The organism is Serratia nevei (assembly GCF_024160145.1).
GTDB lineage: Bacteria > Pseudomonadota > Gammaproteobacteria > Enterobacterales > Enterobacteriaceae > Serratia > Serratia nevei_A.
The window spans coordinates 14,149-33,153 of the sequence record NZ_JAMYWQ010000047.1 but is presented as its reverse complement, the minus strand read 5'-3'; the positions used below and the strand labels follow the sequence as shown (position 1 = coordinate 33,153).

Below are 19,005 nucleotides of genomic sequence, written 5' to 3'. Positions count from 1 at the left end.
CGACCTGTTCGACAACGGCTAATTTAAAGGATAGAGAATAATCGCGTTGTGTGCGTTTAACATACTGGTTCATCACATTTTCCTCTGTGCGTGAGTAAAATGTGTCAACGCTATTTAGGACGGGTCAGCGTTCGAAGAGGGGTTCAGCGTGCTGAACCTCTTTTTTTTGCCTGTGGGAGGGGAGCAAGGGCCAACGGGCAGGCAAAAAAAACGGCGCACAATGTGCGCCGTTTTCAATAACCGAAGCTATCTTACTTTTTGTAAGCGTGAGCTTGGTTGTCCAGACGCTGGTTAGCGCGTGCTGCGTCGTCTTTAGCTGCCTGAACGTCAGAACGCATTGCGTTCACGTCGTTGCTCAGCTGATCAACTTTAGCGTTCAGAGTCTGAACGTCAGAAGACAGTTGATCGATTTTAGCGTTGCTAGAGCAGCCAGCCAGCAGAGTGGAACCCAGGATTACCGCGCCCAGTACCAGTTTAGTACGATTCATTATAACACCCTCTAGATTGAGTTAATCTCCATGTAGCGTTACAAGTATTACACAAACTTTTTTCGAAAGAGAATAATTTTTTAGTGTTGGGGTGCTTTATTTTGATCGTTCGCTCAAACTTGCATCTGGTTTTACAAATTAGTTAAAAAAACGAGGGAAAACAGCCGGCTTCCATGGGACTACTCCGATTTGTTATTAGCCAAATAATGAGCGGTTCGCGGTTGCGTTTTGAGAAAAATAGGTTACTGCCGATAAAAAAAACGCCGCAAAGCGGCGTTTTGATCAAGGTAATTATGTCACGTTTTATATTACAGCACGTGTACCGAGGCGGTGTTGGTAGTGCCGCTCGGCACCAGCGCGCCGGAAACCATCACCACGACGTCGCCTTTCTGCGCCAGGCCGCTGGCCAGCGCGGCTTCTTTACCGATGCGGTAGAAGTCGTCGGTTGAGGCGATTTCCTTGACCATCTGCGGGATAACGCCCTTGCTCAGCACCAGCTGGTGTGCGGTGGTTTCATTGGTGGTCAGCGCCAGGATCACCGCGTTCGGGAAGTATTTACGCACGGATTTCGCTGACTTGCCGCCGCTGGTGGCGACGACGATCAGCGGCGCGTCCAGTTTCTCGGCGGTTTCAACCGCACCGCGGCACACCGCTTCGGTGATGCGCAGCTTGCGGCGGTCGTTCAGGGTATCGATGCGGCTAGGCATCACGCGATCGGTACGCTCGCAGATGGTGGCCATGATGTTGACCGCTTCCAGCGGGTATTTGCCCTTGGCGCTCTCGCCGGACAGCATGACGGCATCGGTACCGTCCAGGATGGCGTTGGCAACGTCGCCGGCTTCCGCGCGGGTAGGGCGCGGGTTCTTGATCATGGAATCGAGCATCTGGGTGGCGGTGATCACCACTTTACGTGCGCGGTTGCATTTCTCGATCATCATCTTCTGGGCGAAGATCACTTCTTCGACCGGGATCTCGACGCCCAAGTCGCCACGGGCAACCATGATGCCGTCGGACGCTTCGAGGATCTCGTCGAAGTTGTTCAGGCCTTCCTGGTTTTCGATCTTGGAGATGATCTGGATCTGCTCGCCGCCGTGGGCTTTCAGGTGTTCGCGGATCTCCAGCACGTCGGAGCGTTTACGGATGAAGGACGCCGCCACGAAGTCGACGCCTTGTTCGCAGCCGAAGATCAGGTCGCGTTTGTCTTTTTCGGCCAGCGCAGGCAGCTGGATGGAGACGCCCGGCAGGTTGACGCCCTTGTTCTCGCCCAGGTCGCCGTTGTTCAGCACCTTACAAATGACTTCGTTTTCGGTCACGTTGGTGACTTCCATGCCGATCAGACCGTCGTCAACCAGCACGGTGTTGCCGATCTTCAGGTCGGCGGCGAAGCCGGCGTAGGTAACCGCCACGCGATCGCTGTTGCCGATCACGCTCTGGTCGGTGGTGAAGGTGAAGGTTTGGCCGGCGACCAGCGAAGCGTCTTTACCGCCTTCCAGCTTCATGGTGCGAATTTCCGGGCCTTTGGTATCCAGCAGGATGCCGGCGTTGATACCGGTTTTCGCCATCACGGCGCGCATGTTCTTGATGCGGTTGCCGTGCTCTTCATAATCGCCGTGAGAGAAGTTGAGACGCATCACGTTCATGCCCGCATTGAGCAGGTTGGTCAGCATTTCTTCCGATTCGGTTTTTGGACCGATGGTACAAACAATTTTGGTCTTTTTCATGGCGGAGTTTTCTACAAGTTGTGATGGATAAAAAAACGAATTTGACCGGTGCGGTTTACGCCGGTAGGGAATTTGGGCCGTGCCTGGTGGTGAAAAACATAGTTAAGGATAGGTGACGACAGTTGAAGCGGGGCGGAAAAATTCAGCCCGCGCGGGGGCGCGGGGATGCTGCGCAACGGGGTAAGATCAGATCGTGTTGTTATTGCGTTTTCGCAGATCAAGGGCTGAAACCATTCAACTGATAGACGTTGCGCATTATAAAGGCTAAGCGGTGGGAAACAAAATAAAAAACCGCAGCGGCGCGGCGGATGGGTCAAAACCGGGGCAAATGTGGCGCAAATGCAACGCGTTGCGGGCGCTTGTTGCGCAAATAACCTTGCTGTAAATAGAGGTTTAGCGCGTTTGGGGGATTTCCAGCAGCACGCCGGCGCTCAGGCAGAAGCAGCCGCTGGCGACGTTAGCCGGCAATATCAGGCTCTCGCCGGCCCGTACCACCCGGGTGTCGCCGCCGAGGGTAAACTCGAATTCACCGGAGATCACCCGGGTTTGCCGCGCGTGCGGGGGCTTTTGCAGCTGGCCGAAGGCGCCGGCCTCGAAACGCACTTCTGCCGCCGGTGAACCGTCGCTCATCACGCCTTCACGGCGGGCAAGGCCATTGTCGAGCGGTAAAAAGGCGGTTTTGGCGGTAAAGGTGGTCATGTGGCGTTCCTGATGGCTGATGGCGGTAGCACGGCGCGAACGATATACAAATCGGGCGGTCGGGCAGAGATGAAACAACGGGAAGTATAACGCGACAGGGGGAGAGATGAATCAGCAATATGGTGCGTCCGAGTGGACTCGAACCACCGACCCCCACCATGTCAAGGTGGTGCTCTAACCAACTGAGCTACGGACGCACTGCACTGCTTCTGAAATTTGGTGCGTCCGAGTGGACTCGAACCACCGACCCCCACCATGTCAAGGTGGTGCTCTAACCAACTGAGCTACGGACGCACTGTACGGCTTCAGGAATTTGGTGCGTCCGAGTGGACTCGAACCACCGACCCCCACCATGTCAAGGTGGTGCTCTAACCAACTGAGCTACGGACGCATCTTTTCCTGTCTGTCATGGCTGACAGCGGGGACGAATATTAACGAGCTACCCGCGTGCTGGCAAGGGGAAAAGCGCAATTTTATTCGGTATTTCACGCGATTGCTGAGGTTGTGCGCAGTCCGGCGTTTTTTTCCGCAAACCCGCAGCCCGGCCGGGGATGAAACCAGCCGGGCGCGGATTCAGCGCGTGGATCGCTGCAGGATGATGGCGGTCGGCTGCTTTTGCAGCCAGCGCATGCGCAGCGCCATCATGATGGCGGCGAAGGTCAGGCCAATGATAAAGCCGATCCAGAAACCGCTCGGCCCCATCGCCGGCACCAGCACATCGGTCAGGGCCAGCAGGTAGCCGCTCGGCAGGCCCAACACCCAGTAAGCGATGAAGGTGATGAAGAAGATCGCGCGGGTGTCTTTATAACCGCGCAGCACGCCGCTGCCGATCACCTGGATGGAATCCGAGATTTGGTACAGCGCTGCCAACAGCATCAGCTGCGAGGCCATCGCCACCACCGCCGGGCTGTCGTTGTACAACAGGGCGATCGGTTCGCGGAAGGTGGCGGTAAACAGCGCGGTGCAGACGGCCATGGTGATGCCAACGCCGATGGCAGAGTAGGCGGCGACACGGGCACCTTCAACCGAGCCTTCCCCCAGACGGTAACCGACGCGGATGGTGGCGCCAACGCCCAGCGACAGCGGCAGCACGAACATCAGCGCGCTGAAGTTCAGTGCGATCTGGTGGCCGGCGACCGCGACTATCCCCAGCGGCGAAACCAGCAGCGCCACCACGGCGAACAGCGTGACTTCGAAGAACAGCGCCAGCGCCACCGGCATGCCGATGCCGATCAGGCGCTTCAGCGCCGCCCAGTCAGGGCCGCCGAGATCGCCGGTTTGGCGTTTGATGTCGCGCTGCGACGGCGCGCGCTTCACGTACCAGCGCATCATCAGGAACATGATCCAGTAGACGCTGCCGGTGGCGACGCCGCAGCCGACGCCGCCCAGCTCCGGCATGCCGAACTTGCCGTAGATAAAGATGTAGTTGATCGGGATATTCACCAGCAGGCCGAGGAAGCCGATCACCATGCCGGGCTTGGTTTTGGACAGGCCTTCGCACTGGTTGCGCATCACCTGGAAGAACAGGTAGCCCGGCGCTCCCCACATGATGGCGTGCAGATAACCGACGGCTTTATCCGCCAGCTGCGGATCGATGTTGTGCATCATGTCGATGACGAACTTGCAGTTATACAGCACCACGATCAGCAGGACCGACACGCCGGAAGCCAGCCAAAACCCCTGACGCACCTGATGGGCGATACGATCGCGCCGCCCGGCGCCGTTGAGCTGGGCGATCACCGGCGTCAGCGCCAGCAGCAGGCCGTGGCCGAACAGGATGGCCGGCAGCCAGATTGAAGTGCCGACCGCCACCGCCGCCATGTCGGTGGCGCTGTAGGCGCCGGCCATGATGGTATCCACCACGCCCATGGCGGTTTGCGATATTTGCGCGATGATGACCGGGATAGCGAGAGCCAATAAACTACGCGCTTCAATTAAGTACTTCTGCACGCATACACCTTTCTATTTATATATGTGGGAGGGAGGGCTGCCGCGAGAGGACAACAATTAAAATAGCGGAATTTTGTCAAAAATATTGTACCTGCTCGGCGTCGTTAAGCAAACGCCGCAGATAAATAGTTATTAAATGCGCAAGCGCGCGTTTTTTGCCTACGCGGATTTGGTTTTCCGCGCCAACTGGGGCACACTGCCGGGAGTGTTTTAACCTATTTAGTCAGAAGAGGCACATATGTTCACCGGTATCGTACAAGGCACCGCGCCGCTGGTCGCCATTGATGAGAAACCCAATTTCCGCACCCACGTGATCGAAATGCCCGCCGAGCTGCTGCCGGGGCTGGAGCTGGGCGCGTCGGTGGCCCATAACGGCTGCTGCCTGACCGTCACCGAGGTGGAAGGCAACCGCGTCAGCTTCGATTTGATCAAGGAAACGCTGCGGCTGACCAACCTCGGCGATCTGGCGCTGGGCGACATCGTCAATATCGAGCGGGCGGCGAAGTTCAATGACGAAATTGGCGGTCATTTGATGTCCGGCCATATTATCTGCACGGCGGAAGTGGCCAAAATTTACACGTCGGAAAATAACCGCCAGGTGTGGCTGCGCATGCCGAATGCGGAATTGATGAAATATGTGCTGCATAAAGGTTTCATCGGTATCGACGGCATTAGCCTGACCATCGGCGAAGTGGTGAATAACCGTTTCTGCGTGCACCTGATCCCGGAAACGCTGGATCGCACCACGCTGGGTAAGAAACGCCTGGGTGACAAGGTGAACATCGAAATCGATCCGCAAACGCAGGCGGTGGTGGACACCGTCGAGCGCGTGCTGGCCAACCGGGAAGCGACGCTGGCGGCGGCGATGGCGCCTGCGCACAAAGACTGACAGCGATTCTGGCGTTGCCGCCGGCATCGAATCATAAGCAGAGAGGAGAAACGCGTGAAGTTTTATGGGAAAACGTTGTTGTTAACCGCGTTGCTGGCGCTGAGCGCCTGCAGCAGTTCACCTGAGCAGGGCGCCGGCGCGCCAATGGCCGATGCGGACGATACCTGCGGCGCTTCGCAGTATCAAAATTTCGTCGGCAAGCCGATGACTTCGCTGGAAGGCGTGCGGATCGACGCCAAGGTGCGCGCCATTCCGTACAACTCTGCCGTTACCATGGATTTCAACCTGCGCCGCCTGAACTTCCTCGGCGATAGCAACGATAAAATCATTCGCGTTTACTGCGGTTAACCCGCAGGGTCCTAAAGAGCAAAAAAAAGCCCCGGCGATGATGTTGCCGGGGCTTTTTTATTGGGAAAGCGTTCAGCGCGCGACGCGAATGCCGCCTTCAACGCCTTTCGGGCTGAACACCACCTGCCACAGCTGCAGATCGCGCGCCCGGAACGCACCGGCGCAGGCGTTCAGGTAGTAGCTGAACATCCGCTCGAAGCGTTCGGAATAGCGCGGGGCAAGCTGCGGCCACGCCTGCTTGAAGCGTTCGAACCAGGCCATCAGCGTGCGATCGTAGTCGGCGCCGATGTTATGCCAGTCTTCCATCACGAAATGGCCTTCGCTGGCCTGGGCGATGTGGATCACCGACGGCAGGCAACCGTTCGGGAAAATGTATTTGTTGATCCACGGATCGACGTTCATGTCGGTTTTGTTGGAGCCGATGGTATGCAGCAGGAACAGGCCGTGCGGCACCAGATTGCGTTCCACCACGTTGAAGTAGGTGCGGTAGTTTTTCGGCCCGACGTGCTCGAACATGCCGACGGAGACGATGCGATCGAACTGCTGATGCAGATCGCGGTAATCCTGCAGCAGGATCTGCACATCCAGCCCGGCGCAGCGCGCCTGAGCCAGTTTCTGCTGCTCGGCGGAAATGGTCACGCCGACCACCGATACGCCGTAGTTTTTCGCCGCGTAGGCGGAAAGGCCGCCCCAGCCGCAGCCGATGTCCAGCAAGCGCATGCCTGGCTGCAGCTGCAGTTTTTCGCAGATCATCCGCAGTTTGGCTTCCTGCGCCTCCTCCAGCGTGGTGGCGTCTTTCCAGTAGCCGCAGGAGTATTGCATGTAAGGATCGAGCATCAGGGTAAACAGATCGTTGCCGAGATCGTAATGTTCTTTGCCGACGATCCAGGCGCGCTTTTTCGATTGCAGATTGGTCAGGCGCGCGGCGGCGATGCGCAGGGTATCTTTCAGGTGGTGGGGGAGTTTCTTCTCCAGCCCGGCGCTGACCACGCGCTGGAAGAACATATCCAGCCGCTCGCATTCCCACCAGCCGTCCATATAGCTTTCGCCCAGCCCCAGCGACCCTTGCTGCAAGACGCGTTTAAAGAAATCGGGGTTTTTAACCTGAATATCGTAGGGGCGCGAACCGTTGATTTCAATGCCGGCCAGGCCGAGCATCTCATGCGCGATACGGTACCACTGATTGTCCTGGATGCTCAGATCTTCTATACACGATGAACTCATAGCTTCTCCATCACCTTCTTCTGACTGATGACCCGTTAGGAAACAGCTTAGACAATTTCTGCGGGTACATACGTTTACCGGCGGAAAATAGGCCCGCGGCGTCTGATATCCGACTATGAACAGAGGAAATTTTAAGAAGCTACCCGGCGCGAACGGCGCGGGATAAACGCATCCTTAAAAAAAGAGTGTGACGCAAAGCGCGTACACAAAAGCTAATTGAGATATAGAGATTATAAGGTGTTACTTTACAAGGTTGTTTTTGAGTATAGGCGCGCCGAGGCGTTGACTCAACCGTAAATCGCACTCGGCACGCATATTCTTTAAGTGATTATTAAACTTGGTAATTATGACGATGAGTTAGCATGTTCCCGCTGCGCCTTCCGCTGCGCATCGGCCGCTTTTCCCCGCTGCAGGAAATACCCCAGCGCGGCCAGGATCACCGTCGATACCATCACCGTCACCGTCGCCAACAGCGGCTGGGCAATGAACGCCGATACCAGCATACTCGCCACAAAGCACAGCCCCAGCTGCAGCGTATTTTGCAGCGCGGCGGCCTTGCCGCTGCTTTCCGGGAACGGCATCAGCGCATTCGCCACCATGATCGGGTAGCCGGCGCCGTTGACCAGCGCCATCACGCAGAACGGGATCAGCAGCGTGGTGAGCGTCGGATCGGTCAGGGTCGCCACCAGATACAGCGCCACCATGCTGACACCGTAAGCGACCAGCAGCCACGGCAGCAGGGTTTTGCCATTGATGCGTTTGAGCGCGGCGCGGCAGCCGTAGCCACCCAGCAGGAAGGCCAGCGTTTGCGGCACGTAGCTCAGGCCGATGTCGCTCGGGCCGTAGCCCATATCGCCGAGGATGAACGGCGAGCCGGTCAGCCAGGCGAAGAAGCCGGCCGAGCAGGCGGCGTACATGGCGACGTTGCCGCTGAACACCGGCGATTTCAACAGCTGCCAGAAGCTGGCGCCGTTTTTTGGCACATCGGCGGTGGGTTGCGTTTTGGCGCGCTCTTTGAGCATCAACGTCGGCAGCAGCAGCAGCGCGGTGATCACCAACAGCGCGGCGAAGATCGCGCGCCAGCTGGCGTGGTTCAGCAACCAGGCACCCAGCAGCGGGGCCAGCGCCGGCGACAGCGCCACCAGCGGCATAATGGTGGCGAACACGCGGTTGGCCTGGCCTTCGCGGTAACGGTCGACCACCAATGCTTGCCAGATGGCGGTGGCGGAGCAGACGCCGACGGCCTGAATAAAGCGCAGGATCCAGAGCTGCACGGCGTTTTCCACCCACAGCATGCCCAGGCAGCCGAGAGCGAACAGCGTCAGGCCGATCAATAAGACCGGTTTGCGGCCCAGACGGTCGGAGAGCGGCCCCCACAGCAGCTGCGCGAAGGCGAAGCCGGCCAGGAAGATGCTCAGGCTGGCGCTCACCGCGCCGGTGGAAATTTGCAACTCCTCCCGCATGGCGCCGAAGGCGGGCAGGTACATATCGGTCGCCAGATAACCCAGCATGCTCAGGCCGGCGAGGTAGAACATAAAGCCAAAGGAATTTCGCATGGTATTTCTCGTTAATATTTTAATGTCGCAGGTTTTTAGCGCCGGCCAGTGTATCCGGCTGGATCTCTGCTTGTGAAACGGTAATATTTGCAAAGTGCTGTTAAAAAAATTGAAGGCAAAGCGATGTGGTCTGAATATTCTCTTGAAGTTGTTGACGCGGTGGCGCGCACCGGCAGTTTCAGCGCGGCGGCGCAGGAGCTGCACCGGGTGCCGTCGGCGGTGAGCTATACCGTTCGGCAATTGGAGCAATGGCTGGCGGTGCCGCTGTTTGAGCGGCGTCACCGCGACGTGGAGCTGACGCCGGCCGGTGCGCTGTTTATCAAGGACGCGCGAGTTGTTATCAAAAAAATGCTCGACACCCGTCGCCACTGTCAGCAGGTGGCTAACGGCTGGCGCGGCCAGCTGAATATCGCGGTGGACATCATCGTCAAACCGCAGCGCAGCCGCCAGCTGGTACTGGATTTCTACCGCCATTTCCCCGACGTCGAGCTGCTGCTGCAACCCGAGGTGTTCAACGGCGTGTGGGATGCGTTGGTGGACGGCAGGGCGGATATGGCGATCGGCGCCACGCGGGCGGTGCCGGTCGGCGGCGGTTTCGCCTTCCGCGACATGGGCTATATGAACTGGCTGTGCGTGGTCAGCCCGCAGCATCCGCTGGCGCAGCTGGCGGGGCCGCTGAATGACGATCGGCTGCGGCCGTACCCTTCGCTTTGCCTGGAGGACACTTCACGCACTCTGCCCAAGCGTGTCACCTGGACGCTGGATAACCAGCGGCGGCTGGTGGTGCCGGACTGGAGCTCGGCGCTCGACTGTTTGCGCGCCGGGCTGTGCGTCGGCATGATGCCGGCGCATCGGGCGCTGCCGTTGGTGCAGCGCGGTGAGCTGAAAGCGTTGCAGCTGCAGCAGCCGTTTCCCGCCAGCCCTTGCTGCCTGACCTGGCAACAGGATAAGCCCTCACCGGCGATGAGCTGGCTGCTGGCGTATCTGGGCGATGGGGAGACGCTGAACCAGGAGTGGCTGAGCGAGGCGGAACCGGAAGCCGTGCAGGCTTCCGGCGCGGGGGATTAGCGGCGGTAGTCGATAAACGGGCCGTCGGCGACCGAGCGGCGTTCGACCAGCTTCGGATGCACTTCGATCACCTGCGACTCTTCGCGCTTGCTGATGATGCGATCCAGCAGCATGGTGAAGGCCATTTCGCCCAGGCGCTCTTTCGGCTGGTGAATGGTGGTCAGCGCCGGGGTGAAGTAGCGGGCGTTGCGCACGTTGTCGTAACCGATCACGGAAATATCCTGCGGCACTCGCAGCCCCAGCTCGTCGGCGGCGCAGATGGCGCCCATCGCCATGATGTCGCCGCCGCAGAATACCGCGGTCGGCCGCTGCTTTTGCGACAGGATTTGGTGCATCGCCTTGTAGCCGGACTCCGGCTCGAAGTCGCCCTGAACGATCCACTCTTCGCGAATCTCGATATGCGCTTCCTGTAGCGCCTTCATAAAGCCCTGGTGACGGCCGCCGCCGGTGTTGCGCGACAGCTGGCCCGGAATGGCGCCGATATCGCGGTGGCCGCGCTCGATCAGGTAACGGCCGGCCAGATAGCCGCCTTCGAAGGCGTTATCGATGATGGTGTCGGTGAAATCGCCGCGTGCCGCGCCCCAGTCCATCACCACCATCGGGATGTTGCGGTAGTCTTCCAGCATGCCCAACAGCTGATCGGGGTACTCGGAGCACATGACCAGCAGGCCGTCGACGCGTTTTTGCGCCAGCATCGCCAGATAGGCGCGCTGCTTGTCCAGATTGTTGTGCGAGTTGCACAGGATCAGGGTATAGCCTTTGCTGTAGCAGCTGTTTTCCACCGCCTCGATCACTTCGGCGAAGTAGGGGGCTTCGCTCGAGGTGGCCAACAGACCGATCGACTTGGTGTGATTGACTTTCAGGCTGCGCGCCACGGCGCTCGGCGAGTAGTGCAGCTCTTTGATGGCGGCCCACACGGCCGCTTTGGTCTCTTCGGCGACGAAACGAGTCTTATTGATGACGTGCGAAACGGTGGTGGTGGAAACGCCCGCGCGTTTGGCCACATCTTTAATCGTTGCCATGTAAGGAATGACTCCTGAACTCACATGTTTACAGCATGTAAGTGTGATGTTAATCGTTTGCCTACGTAGATCCTTCTCCAGAGAAGCGAAAACTGAGTTTTTAGTGTGTTGAAGTCTTCAGCGCTTAATCAGGAGGGGCATGAATGCCGGTACGCAGTTGTGAACTGCGAATTTTGTCGCATATTGAACAAAAGTGGAAGAGGTAATCGAGATTATAAACCGGGAAATGATAACAAGATTTTATCGGCGAACTGTGGGAAAATGATTTGACGTACTAATTGTGCGCCTTTTATCCTTAGGAAAGCCCATTTTAAAGGAGTTGTCATGGATACCGATCTGAAGATGTCGCTGTTCACCACCGTCTGCGCATTGGCGATGATTATCGCTTTCAGCTTTGTTGCCGCGTTGAACTGATTTCCCGCCGGTTTTAAAAAAGGCGCAGCCTGGCTGCGCCTTGTCCTGTCAAAGCCTGAACTTACGCCAGGTTTTCCGCTGCGAAGGTCCAGTTGACCAGCGCCCAGAAGTTTTCCAGGTATTTTGGACGCGCATTGCGGTAATCGATGTAATACGCGTGTTCCCACACGTCAACGGTCAGCAGTGGTTTGTCTTCACCGGTCAGCGGGGTGGCCGCGTTGGAGGTGTTGACGATCGCCAGCGCGCCGTCCGGTTTCTTCACCAGCCAGGTCCAGCCGGCGCCGAAGTTTTTCACGGCGGCATCGGTGAACTGCTCTTTGAAGGCAGCGAAAGAGCCGAAGGATTTGACGATCGCCGCCGCCAGTTCGCCCTGCGGCTCACCGCCGCCCTGTGGCGACAGGCAGTGCCAGTAGAAGGTGTGGTTCCACACCTGCGCCGCGTTGTTGAAGACGCCGCCGTTAGAGGTCTTGATGATCTCTTCGAGCGATTTGCCCTCGAACTCGCTGCCTTTCACCAGGTTGTTCAGGTTCACCACGTAGGTGTTGTGGTGTTTGCCGTAGTGGTATTCCAGGGTCTCGGCGGAGATGTGCGGCTCGAGCGCGTTTTTCTCATACGGTAATGCAGGTAATTCAAACGACATTGCTTCCTCCTTTACAGCGCCATGCGTTTCCCGCCGGGGCGAGCGCCGGATGGGCCGTTTTTTATTGTGGTCATTCAATCTTAACAATTTTCATCATAAAAAACAGGCGGAAAAGCGAGAAATGCGCGTGGGGAAGTGCGATGGGCGATAGCTTGAGCAGGCGGTTGTGGCCGGGGCCGCAACCGCGCAGAACAGGGAATTAACGAATGGTTTTCGGCGTCACTACGCGGCGTGCGCCGATGTAGTGGTTCTGCCAATAGTCGTTGTCGAGTTGGCTGATGCGGATCTCTTCGCCGGTGCGCGGCGACTGGATGAATTTGCCGTTGCCGAGGTAGACGCCGACATGGTCCGCCACGCCGCGGTTGTTGATGCGGAAGAACACCAGATCGCCGCTTTCCAGTTCGCTTTTCTTGATCGGCGCCGCGTCGCGCAGGTGATACATCTCATTGGCGGTACGCGGCATCTTGATTTTCACTACGTCTTTGTAGGCGTAATAGATAAGGCCGCTGCAGTCGAAGCCGGTGCGCGGCGAGCTGCCGCCCCAGCGGTAAGGTTTGCCCATCTGGCCCATCAGCTTGGCCATCGCGGTCTGCTTGGCGTGCTGGTAGCGTTTTTTGTGCGCCGGGCTGAGTTTCAACGGCTTTTCTTCACGTGCCAGCTTGGCGGTAGCCATACCGGCTTCGCGGTGGCGACCATAGCCTTTTTTATAGCCCTTTTTCGGCGGGGTGACTTTAATCTTGGCGGTTTTCTGCGCTTTGGCCTTGGGTTTGGCGCTGACGACCTTTTTCGCGCTTTTCTCGCTTTTCGCCTTGGCGGTCTTGGTTTTTTTCTCGGGGGCCGTCACTTTGGCTTTTTTGGCGGCTTTGTCCGCTTTCTTTTTTCTGCGGTCATCGGGCCGCGCTTCATTAGCATGGCTTTTACGCTGCTCGGCGGCAACACGCGCCTGCGGCGCAGCATGCGCCAAATTGAAGAAGAGCTGCGTAAACAGCAGCGCAAAGAGCGTAAGAATTAAACGCATGTCGACGTCACCAACCTTGGCCCCGAAACGGATATCGAAAGAGTTACAGTATTCCCGAATTTCGCCATATAAAACAGCGAAGAACTCATAAATAATAATCCATATTGTGAGAAAACGTTAATGACATTTTTTTTGTTTCAAAATCAGCCTGTTGCTGTATGAAAAAACGCCATCTGGCGGCGGCGGATATAATTCGGCCGCGCCGTTGTCGCGGCGCAATATATTAGTGAAATGGTCGGATTAAAAATGTTATTCTCAGCGTATGTTTTGACCGGAATGACGTGGCCGGTGAAACGCGATCGGCAGCGGGCGAATATCCTTGCAAAAGATGGCGTTTTCTTGCGACTGTTCCAGCCGCTACAATAGCCTGCGTGATGCATGTTGTAGCCATGAAATGTGGCTTGAGGAAGCAATAAATGACGACGACACTTGAAAAAATTCAGCACCAGATCGCTGAAAACCCGATTCTGCTGTACATGAAAGGTTCGCCAAAGCTGCCGAGCTGCGGTTTCTCCGCTCAGGCTGTGCAAGCGCTGTCCGCCTGTGGCGAGCGTTTCGCCTACGTGGATATTCTGCAAAACCCGGATATTCGCGCCGAGCTGCCAAAATACGCCAACTGGCCGACGTTCCCGCAGCTGTGGGTTGACGGTGAGCTGGTCGGCGGGTGCGATATCATCATCGAAATGTATCAGCGCGGCGAATTGCAGCAGCTGATCAAAGAAACCGCAGAAAAGTATAAAGCGCAGGAAGACCAGCAGTCTTAATCGACGGGCTTGCGGTTATCGCGTAACGGGCGGCGCCAGTGCAAACTGGGCCGCCTTTTTTGTTGCGTTATTCGGCGAGATCGCCGGTGGGCAGCGGCCAGCCGCCGAGGCGTTTCCAGCGGTTGACCAGCTCGCAAAACAGCAGGGCGGTTTGTTCGGTGTCGTACAGCGCGGAGTGTGCCTGGCTGCTGTCGAACGGCATGCCGGCGGCGATGCAGGCTTTCGCCAGCACCGTTTGGCCCAGCACCAGGCCGCTCAGCGCGGCGGTGTCGAAGGTAGCGAACGGATGGAACGGGTTGCGCTTCAGGCCGGCGCGTTCGGCCGCGGCCATCAGGAAGCTGTGATCGAAGTTGGCGTTGTGCGCCACGATAATGGCCCGGTTGCAACCGCGATCCTTGAGGCCTTTGCGCACCGCCTTGAAAATGGCGTGCAGCGCGTCATATTCGCTGACCGCGCCGCGCAGCGGGTTGTGCGGATCGATGCCGTTGAACGCCAGCGCTTCCGGTTGCAGGTTGGCGCCCTCGAAAGGCTCCACGTGGAAATGCAGGGTTTCGTCCTGTTGCAGCCAGCCGTCTTCATCCATTTTCAGCGTCACGGCGGCGATCTCCAGCAACGCATCGGTATTGGCGTTGAAGCCGGCGGTTTCAACATCTATTACTACGGGATAAAACCCACGAAAACGACCACTCAGGGCGTTAAGATCACTTTTCTCGGCCATCAGTTTCTTATCTTCATCGAATGCAGCGCGCATTATGGCAAATTTTGCGCCCGGTTGCAGGCGCTATCGCGCGGAGATCAGCAGGGCGCATGTGCGCCCTGGGGAAGGCTTAGTGGCCGAGGCCCTGGCCGGCGTGTTTATTTTCGATCAGCTCGATTTTGTAACCGTCCGGATCTTCGACGAAGGCGATCACCGTGGTACCGCCTTTCACCGGGCCGGCTTCGCGGGTGACCTTGCCGCCTGCGCGGCGGATGCTGTCGCAGGTGGCGGCAACGTCGTCCACGCCCAGCGCCAGGTGGCCGAAGGCAGTGCCCATCTCGTAGCTGTCGGTGCCCCAGTTATAGGTCAGTTCGATAACCGCGCCTTCGCTCTCTTCCGTATAGCCGACGAAAGCCAGCGAGTATTTGTACTCTGGGTTTTCGCTGGTGCGCAGCAGGCGCATGCCTAATACCTTGGTGTAGAAGTCGATGGCGCGTTGCAGGTCACCGACGCGGATCATGGTATGGAGTAAGCGCATAATTCCTCTGGATTGACTGTGCCGTGGCAGACGGCGGGTGGATTGCAGCACAAGCGAGTATAGCCTTGTCCCGCAAGGGAATTCAACGTGACGGGTAGGTGACAGTGTCACATGCTGGCTTCGCGCCGCGGGTGTTTAAATATTGATCGAGCGTACCGATCGATACGAAGTAATTGATCTGCACAATCAATTATCAATTCAGGCGGTAACCGTGTAGAAATTGAACTGCAGTATAAACAACACCAGGGAACACCGGCCCGCCCCGTGCGGGCCTTTTTGCGTGCGGCGCATAAAAAAACGGCCAGGCAATCGCATGGCCGTTTGGGATCAGGACAGGTTACTTGGCCAGAAACGGATAGTCGGTATAGCCTTCGGCACCGCCGCCGTAGAAGCTTTCCGGCTTAGGCTCGTTCAGCGGTGCATGCTGACGGAAGCGCTCCACCAGATCCGGGTTGGCGATGTAGCTGCGGCCGAAGGCCACCGCGTCGATGAAACCTTTTTCGATCAGCGCTTCGGCTTTTTCGGCGGTGTAGGCGCCGGCACCGACGATTACCCCTTTAAAGTGGGCGCGCACCGAGTCGCGGAAGGCGTCGGAATACGGTTTGCCGCCGGCCCAGTCCGGTTCGGAGATGTGCAGGTAGGCGATGTTGCGCTTGTTCAGCTCTTCGACCAGGTACAGCGCCGCGTCTTCCTGATCTTCACCGTTGTCCAGCCCGTTGAACGGCCCCAGCGGCGAGATGCGAATACCGATGTGTTCGGCACCCCATTCGGCAACCGCCGCGTCGACCACTTCCAGCGTCAGGCGCGTGCGATTCTCGATGCTGCCGCCGTATTGGTCGGTGCGCTGGTTGGAGGCCGGCGACATGAACTGGTGCAGCAGATAGCCGTGGGCCGCATGCAGTTCGATAAAGTCGAAGCCGGCCTCCCGCGCGTTGGCGGTGGCCTGGCGGAAATCGTTGACGATGCCCGGGATCTCGCGGGTTTCCAGTGCGCGCGGCGTGGAGGTTGGTACGCGCACCCAGGCGCCGGTTTCATCACGCACGGTGGTGCGGGTTTCGGCGTTGATCGCCGAAGGGGCGACCGGCGCTTGCCCGCCCGGCTGCAGGCTGGCGTGGGAGATACGGCCTACGTGCCACAGCTGCACCGCGATATGGCCGTTTTTATCATGCACTGCCTGCGTGATGTGTTTCCACGCGGCGATCTGCTCTGGCGTATGCAGGCCCGGCGCACCGGCGTAGCCTTTCGCCTGGAAGGAAACCTGTGTCGCTTCGGTTACGATCAGGCCCGCACCGGCGCGCTGTGCGTAATATTCCGCCATCAGCGGCGTAGGAATATCGCCCGGTTCGATGCTGCGCAGACGCGTCAGCGGCGCCATAAACACGCGGTTGGGCAGGGTAAGGGCGCCAACCTTCAGCGGAGAGAGCAATTTTTCAGTCTTCATAGTGCATCCTGTATTTAATAGACTGGTCGTCTAGTGGTGGGCGATAAAAAAACCATGAACTGCGTTTATCAATAAAAATAGACGGTTGCCGTTACGGCTGCGGCGGGCGCAGCAGTAACTCGATGCTTTCCAGCGCGCTGGTCAACGGCGCCAGCGAGCGGCGGATCTTGGCGCGCAGCGAGGCACCGAGCCACAGTGAGTACAGCGTCTCTGCGGTCGCTGCCGGGCTCATGGCCACCGACAGCGAACCTTCGGCGATACCGCGCTCGATGGCCTCCTGCAGGTGGCCAATCACGCGAGCGGTGCCCGTTTCCAGCGCGTGGCGCATCGGTTCCGACAGGTCGCTCACCTCGGCGGAAAGCTTCACCGCCAGGCAGGCGTTGTGGCATTCGCTGCGGCAGTGGTAGCTGATGGCCTGGGCGTAATAGCCGAGCAGCTGGTGGCGGGCATCGCTGTGCCTATCGGCAAACAGCGCCTGCATTTCTGCATCATAATGCGCGAAATAGCGCTGCAACATCGCTTCGCCGAAGGCTTCCTTCGAGCGGAAATAGTGGTAGAACGAGCCTTTCGGCACGCCCGCAGTGGCCAGCAGTTCGCTGAGCCCCATGCCGGTAAAGCCCAGGCGCAGGCTGAGGGTTTCGCCGGTGGCGAGCAGATGTTCACGTGTGTCCACGTTGCAATGCGTTGATTTGGTCATCATGGTGCCGAGCATAATAGACCGATTGGTCTAGGACAATGGGAATAAAAAAACCGGCGCACAAAACGCCGGTTGTCTGCAAACTATTGTGCCCCAGCGGCACGAGGAAGTTAAGCGCTTACGCCGCGTTGCGGCAACGCTGCAGGATATCCAGCCGGGATTGATATTCGCGGGTTTGTACGTTCAGCATGCCCAGCAGGGTGTGGAACAGGTTGTCCTGCGACACCTCGTCCTTTGCCGCCAGCATGTTCAGGCACTGGCGATCGATGCCGAAGTTGCGCTGATAGTCGGCCGACATCCACATCAGGAAAGGCACGTGCGTTTGCTGGCTCGGCGCGAAGACATAAGGCGTGCCGTGCAGGTACATGCCGTTTTCCCCCAGCGACTCGCCGTGATCGGACAAATAGACCAGCGCGGTATTGAAGCGGTCGTCATACTGCTGCAGCAGCCTGATGGTGGCATCGAGCATCGCGTCGGTATACAGGATGGTGTTGTCGTAGGTGTTCACCAGCTGCTCATGGCTGCAATCCTGAATCTGATTGCTGTTGCAGGTCGGCGAAAAGCGCTGGAATTCTGGTGTGCTGCGGCGGTAATAAGCCGGGCCGTGGCTGCCCATCTGGTGCAGCACGATCACGCCGTCGTCTTTCAGGCTGCTGATGTAGTCGTTCAGTTTGTACAGCAACACGTTATCCATGCACACTTCGCCGTCGCAGTCCTGCGGCAGTTTCAATTTGGTCATGTCGAGGTGCGGCACTCGGTCGCAGGCGCCTTTGCAGCCGCCGTCGTTATCGCGCCACAACACGTTGACGCCGGCATGCGCCAGCACGTCGAGCATGCCCTCCTGGTGCGCCGCCAGGGGAGCGTCGTACTCCCTGCGCGGCATGTTGGAGAACATGCAGGGTACGGAGATCGCCGTCTCGGTGCCGCAAGCGCTGGCGTTCTTGAAGTAGACCACGTCGTCCTGCTTCAGGCGCGGGTTGGTTTCGCGCGCGTAGCCGCCGAGGGAGAAGTTTTCGGCGCGGGCGGTTTCGCCCACCACCAGGATCACCAGCGTTTTCTTGGCTTGCCCGGCGATCAGCGGCCCTTTGCGCGCGTCTTCACCGATCTTCACCAGCGGCAGATTGCGGGTGATGTAATGCTGCTCGGTAAACTTGATCGTGCCGGCGACGAAGTTGGAAGGCGTCAACATCTTCACCACGCTTTTATTGTTGCGGATCAGCGAAGCGTAGTCTTTGTAGAACAGCGCGGCGACGATCAGGATCACCACCAGCGACAGCATGACGTTGGCGGCGCGCAGCCCGACCATGTACCACCAGGGGCGGGTCTGGCGAATATGGGTGAAGCAGACCGCCACCGCCGGCAGAACGCCGAGCAGCGCCAGCCACAATCCCATGCGCGGCGTCAGCAGCGCCGTTGCTTCCTGAGCGTTGGTTTCGAAGGCGTTTTGTATCATGTTGCCGTCGATCACCACGCCATAGCTGTACATGAAATAGTTGGCTGCGGCGCTGCCGAGTAGCAACAAGATGACCAGCGGCTTGCGCAGGTAGGGCACGCTCAACACGCTGAAGATGATATTCAGCGCACAGAAGATCACCACCGGCATGCTGGCGGCGAAAATTACTCTGTGGACGCTATCGAAGGTGATATACGACCAGGCGCGGTGCAGAAATAACGCGTTTTGAAACAGCGTGAAGAACAGGGCGGTGGCGAGGATAAAACCGAGGCTGGTGCACTGTAAGCGTTGGCGTAACCACATTGTCAAATCTGGATCCTGAGAGGAGATAATGCCTTGAAATCTACCGGATGAAACTTAAGAAAACCTTAGAAATTC

The 19,005-nt window shown here is 58.2% G+C and carries 19 protein-coding genes and 3 tRNA genes; 5 read left to right on the top strand and 17 right to left on the bottom strand.

Going from position 1 to position 19,005, the window contains the following annotated elements; genetic code table 11:
- Nucleotides 1–251: 251 nt before the first annotated feature.
- The 7 genes from M6G53_RS22450 to M6G53_RS22420 form a co-directional block, all read right to left on the bottom strand.
- On the bottom strand, nt 252–488 hold the full coding sequence (locus M6G53_RS22450; RefSeq protein WP_004931354.1) for a major outer membrane lipoprotein: 237 nt from the start codon (nt 486–488) through the stop codon (nt 252–254).
- 308 nt (nt 489–796) lie between these two features.
- Nucleotides 797–2,209 carry a pyruvate kinase PykF gene (gene pykF / locus M6G53_RS22445; protein WP_060419184.1) on the bottom strand — a complete coding sequence of 471 codons (1,413 nt, stop codon included), beginning with the start codon at nt 2,207–2,209 and terminating at the stop codon, nt 797–799.
- 393 nt (nt 2,210–2,602) lie between these two features.
- The gene (locus M6G53_RS22440) at nt 2,603–2,908 is read right to left on the bottom strand and encodes a cupin domain-containing protein (protein ID WP_049200269.1); all 306 of its coding nucleotides are present in this window, start codon (nt 2,906–2,908) and stop codon (nt 2,603–2,605) included.
- A gap of 120 nt (nt 2,909–3,028) precedes the next feature.
- A tRNA-Val gene (locus M6G53_RS22435) sits at nt 3,029–3,105 on the bottom strand.
- 20 nt (nt 3,106–3,125) lie between these two features.
- Nucleotides 3,126–3,202: transfer RNA gene (locus M6G53_RS22430), tRNA-Val, on the bottom strand.
- 20 nt (nt 3,203–3,222) lie between these two features.
- Nucleotides 3,223–3,299, bottom strand: a tRNA-Val gene (locus M6G53_RS22425).
- A 182-nt stretch (nt 3,300–3,481) separates the two neighbouring features.
- A complete protein-coding gene (locus M6G53_RS22420) occupies nt 3,482–4,858 on the bottom strand; it encodes an MATE family efflux transporter (RefSeq protein ID WP_253334586.1) in 1,377 nt (458 codons plus the stop codon).
- A gap of 238 nt (nt 4,859–5,096) precedes the next feature.
- Between M6G53_RS22420 and M6G53_RS22415 the strand changes: the two genes are divergently transcribed.
- Together M6G53_RS22415 and M6G53_RS22410 are read left to right on the top strand one after the other, a co-directional pair.
- Entirely contained in the window at nt 5,097–5,747 is a 651-nt protein-coding gene (locus M6G53_RS22415; protein WP_253334584.1) for a riboflavin synthase subunit alpha, read from the top strand.
- 54 nt (nt 5,748–5,801) lie between these two features.
- The gene (locus tag M6G53_RS22410) at nt 5,802–6,095 is read left to right on the top strand and encodes an I78 family peptidase inhibitor (protein WP_253334582.1); all 294 of its coding nucleotides are present in this window, start codon (nt 5,802–5,804) and stop codon (nt 6,093–6,095) included.
- Between the two features lie 72 nt (nt 6,096–6,167).
- On the opposite strand, the gene cfa is transcribed toward M6G53_RS22410, so the two are convergent.
- Together cfa and punC are read right to left on the bottom strand one after the other, a co-directional pair.
- Nucleotides 6,168–7,319, bottom strand: coding sequence for a cyclopropane fatty acyl phospholipid synthase (cfa, locus tag M6G53_RS22405; protein WP_253334580.1), 1,152 nt, complete (start codon nt 7,317–7,319; stop codon nt 6,168–6,170).
- 344 nt (nt 7,320–7,663) lie between these two features.
- Nucleotides 7,664–8,875 carry a purine nucleoside transporter PunC gene (gene punC / locus M6G53_RS22400; protein ID WP_253334577.1) on the bottom strand — a complete coding sequence of 404 codons (1,212 nt, stop codon included), beginning with the start codon at nt 8,873–8,875 and terminating at the stop codon, nt 7,664–7,666.
- Between the two features lie 123 nt (nt 8,876–8,998).
- On the opposite strand from punC, the gene punR reads away from it, so the two are divergent.
- The gene (gene punR, locus M6G53_RS22395) at nt 8,999–9,943 is read left to right on the top strand and encodes a DNA-binding transcriptional activator PunR (RefSeq protein ID WP_253334576.1); all 945 of its coding nucleotides are present in this window, start codon (nt 8,999–9,001) and stop codon (nt 9,941–9,943) included.
- On the opposite strand, the gene purR is transcribed toward punR, so the two are convergent.
- Entirely contained in the window at nt 9,940–10,965 is a 1,026-nt protein-coding gene (gene purR, locus M6G53_RS22390; RefSeq protein ID WP_049200355.1) for an HTH-type transcriptional repressor PurR, read from the bottom strand. The genes punR and purR overlap by 4 nt on opposite strands.
- A 324-nt stretch (nt 10,966–11,289) precedes the next feature.
- Here purR and cydH point away from each other — a divergent pair, with 324 nt between their 5' ends.
- Nucleotides 11,290–11,379: a cytochrome bd-I oxidase subunit CydH gene (gene cydH, locus M6G53_RS22385; protein ID WP_094143265.1), complete on the top strand. Its 90-nt coding sequence runs from the start codon at nt 11,290–11,292 to the stop codon at nt 11,377–11,379.
- Nucleotides 11,380–11,440: 61 nt separating this feature from the next.
- Here the strand turns inward: cydH and sodB are convergent, their stop codons facing one another.
- Nucleotides 11,441–12,019: a superoxide dismutase [Fe] gene (sodB, locus tag M6G53_RS22380; RefSeq protein ID WP_004931333.1), complete on the bottom strand. Its 579-nt coding sequence runs from the start codon at nt 12,017–12,019 to the stop codon at nt 11,441–11,443.
- A gap of 199 nt (nt 12,020–12,218) precedes the next feature.
- Nucleotides 12,219–13,037 carry a C40 family peptidase gene (locus M6G53_RS22375; RefSeq protein ID WP_253334575.1) on the bottom strand — a complete coding sequence of 273 codons (819 nt, stop codon included), beginning with the start codon at nt 13,035–13,037 and terminating at the stop codon, nt 12,219–12,221.
- Nucleotides 13,038–13,453: 416 nt separating this feature from the next.
- Here M6G53_RS22375 and M6G53_RS22370 point away from each other — a divergent pair, with 416 nt between their 5' ends.
- Nucleotides 13,454–13,801, top strand: coding sequence for a Grx4 family monothiol glutaredoxin (locus M6G53_RS22370; protein WP_004931329.1), 348 nt, complete (start codon nt 13,454–13,456; stop codon nt 13,799–13,801).
- A 67-nt stretch (nt 13,802–13,868) separates the two neighbouring features.
- Here the strand turns inward: M6G53_RS22370 and rnt are convergent, their stop codons facing one another.
- The 5 genes from rnt to eptA all read right to left on the bottom strand — a co-directional run bounded on the left by rnt (nt 13,869) and on the right by eptA (nt 18,930).
- Nucleotides 13,869–14,552 carry a ribonuclease T gene (gene rnt / locus M6G53_RS22365; protein ID WP_197658817.1) on the bottom strand — a complete coding sequence of 228 codons (684 nt, stop codon included), beginning with the start codon at nt 14,550–14,552 and terminating at the stop codon, nt 13,869–13,871.
- Nucleotides 14,553–14,628: 76 nt separating this feature from the next.
- Complete coding sequence (gene gloA, locus M6G53_RS22360) at nt 14,629–15,036, bottom strand: lactoylglutathione lyase (RefSeq protein WP_253334574.1); 408 nt, start codon at nt 15,034–15,036, stop codon at nt 14,629–14,631.
- A gap of 337 nt (nt 15,037–15,373) precedes the next feature.
- Nucleotides 15,374–16,477, bottom strand: coding sequence for an alkene reductase (locus M6G53_RS22355; protein ID WP_253334573.1), 1,104 nt, complete (start codon nt 16,475–16,477; stop codon nt 15,374–15,376).
- 91 nt (nt 16,478–16,568) lie between these two features.
- Nucleotides 16,569–17,189 carry a TetR/AcrR family transcriptional regulator gene (locus M6G53_RS22350; RefSeq protein WP_436286548.1) on the bottom strand — a complete coding sequence of 207 codons (621 nt, stop codon included), beginning with the start codon at nt 17,187–17,189 and terminating at the stop codon, nt 16,569–16,571.
- Nucleotides 17,190–17,292: 103 nt separating this feature from the next.
- Nucleotides 17,293–18,930 carry a phosphoethanolamine transferase EptA gene (gene eptA, locus M6G53_RS22345; RefSeq protein ID WP_253334588.1) on the bottom strand — a complete coding sequence of 546 codons (1,638 nt, stop codon included), beginning with the start codon at nt 18,928–18,930 and terminating at the stop codon, nt 17,293–17,295.
- Nucleotides 18,931–19,005: the final 75 nt, after the last annotated feature.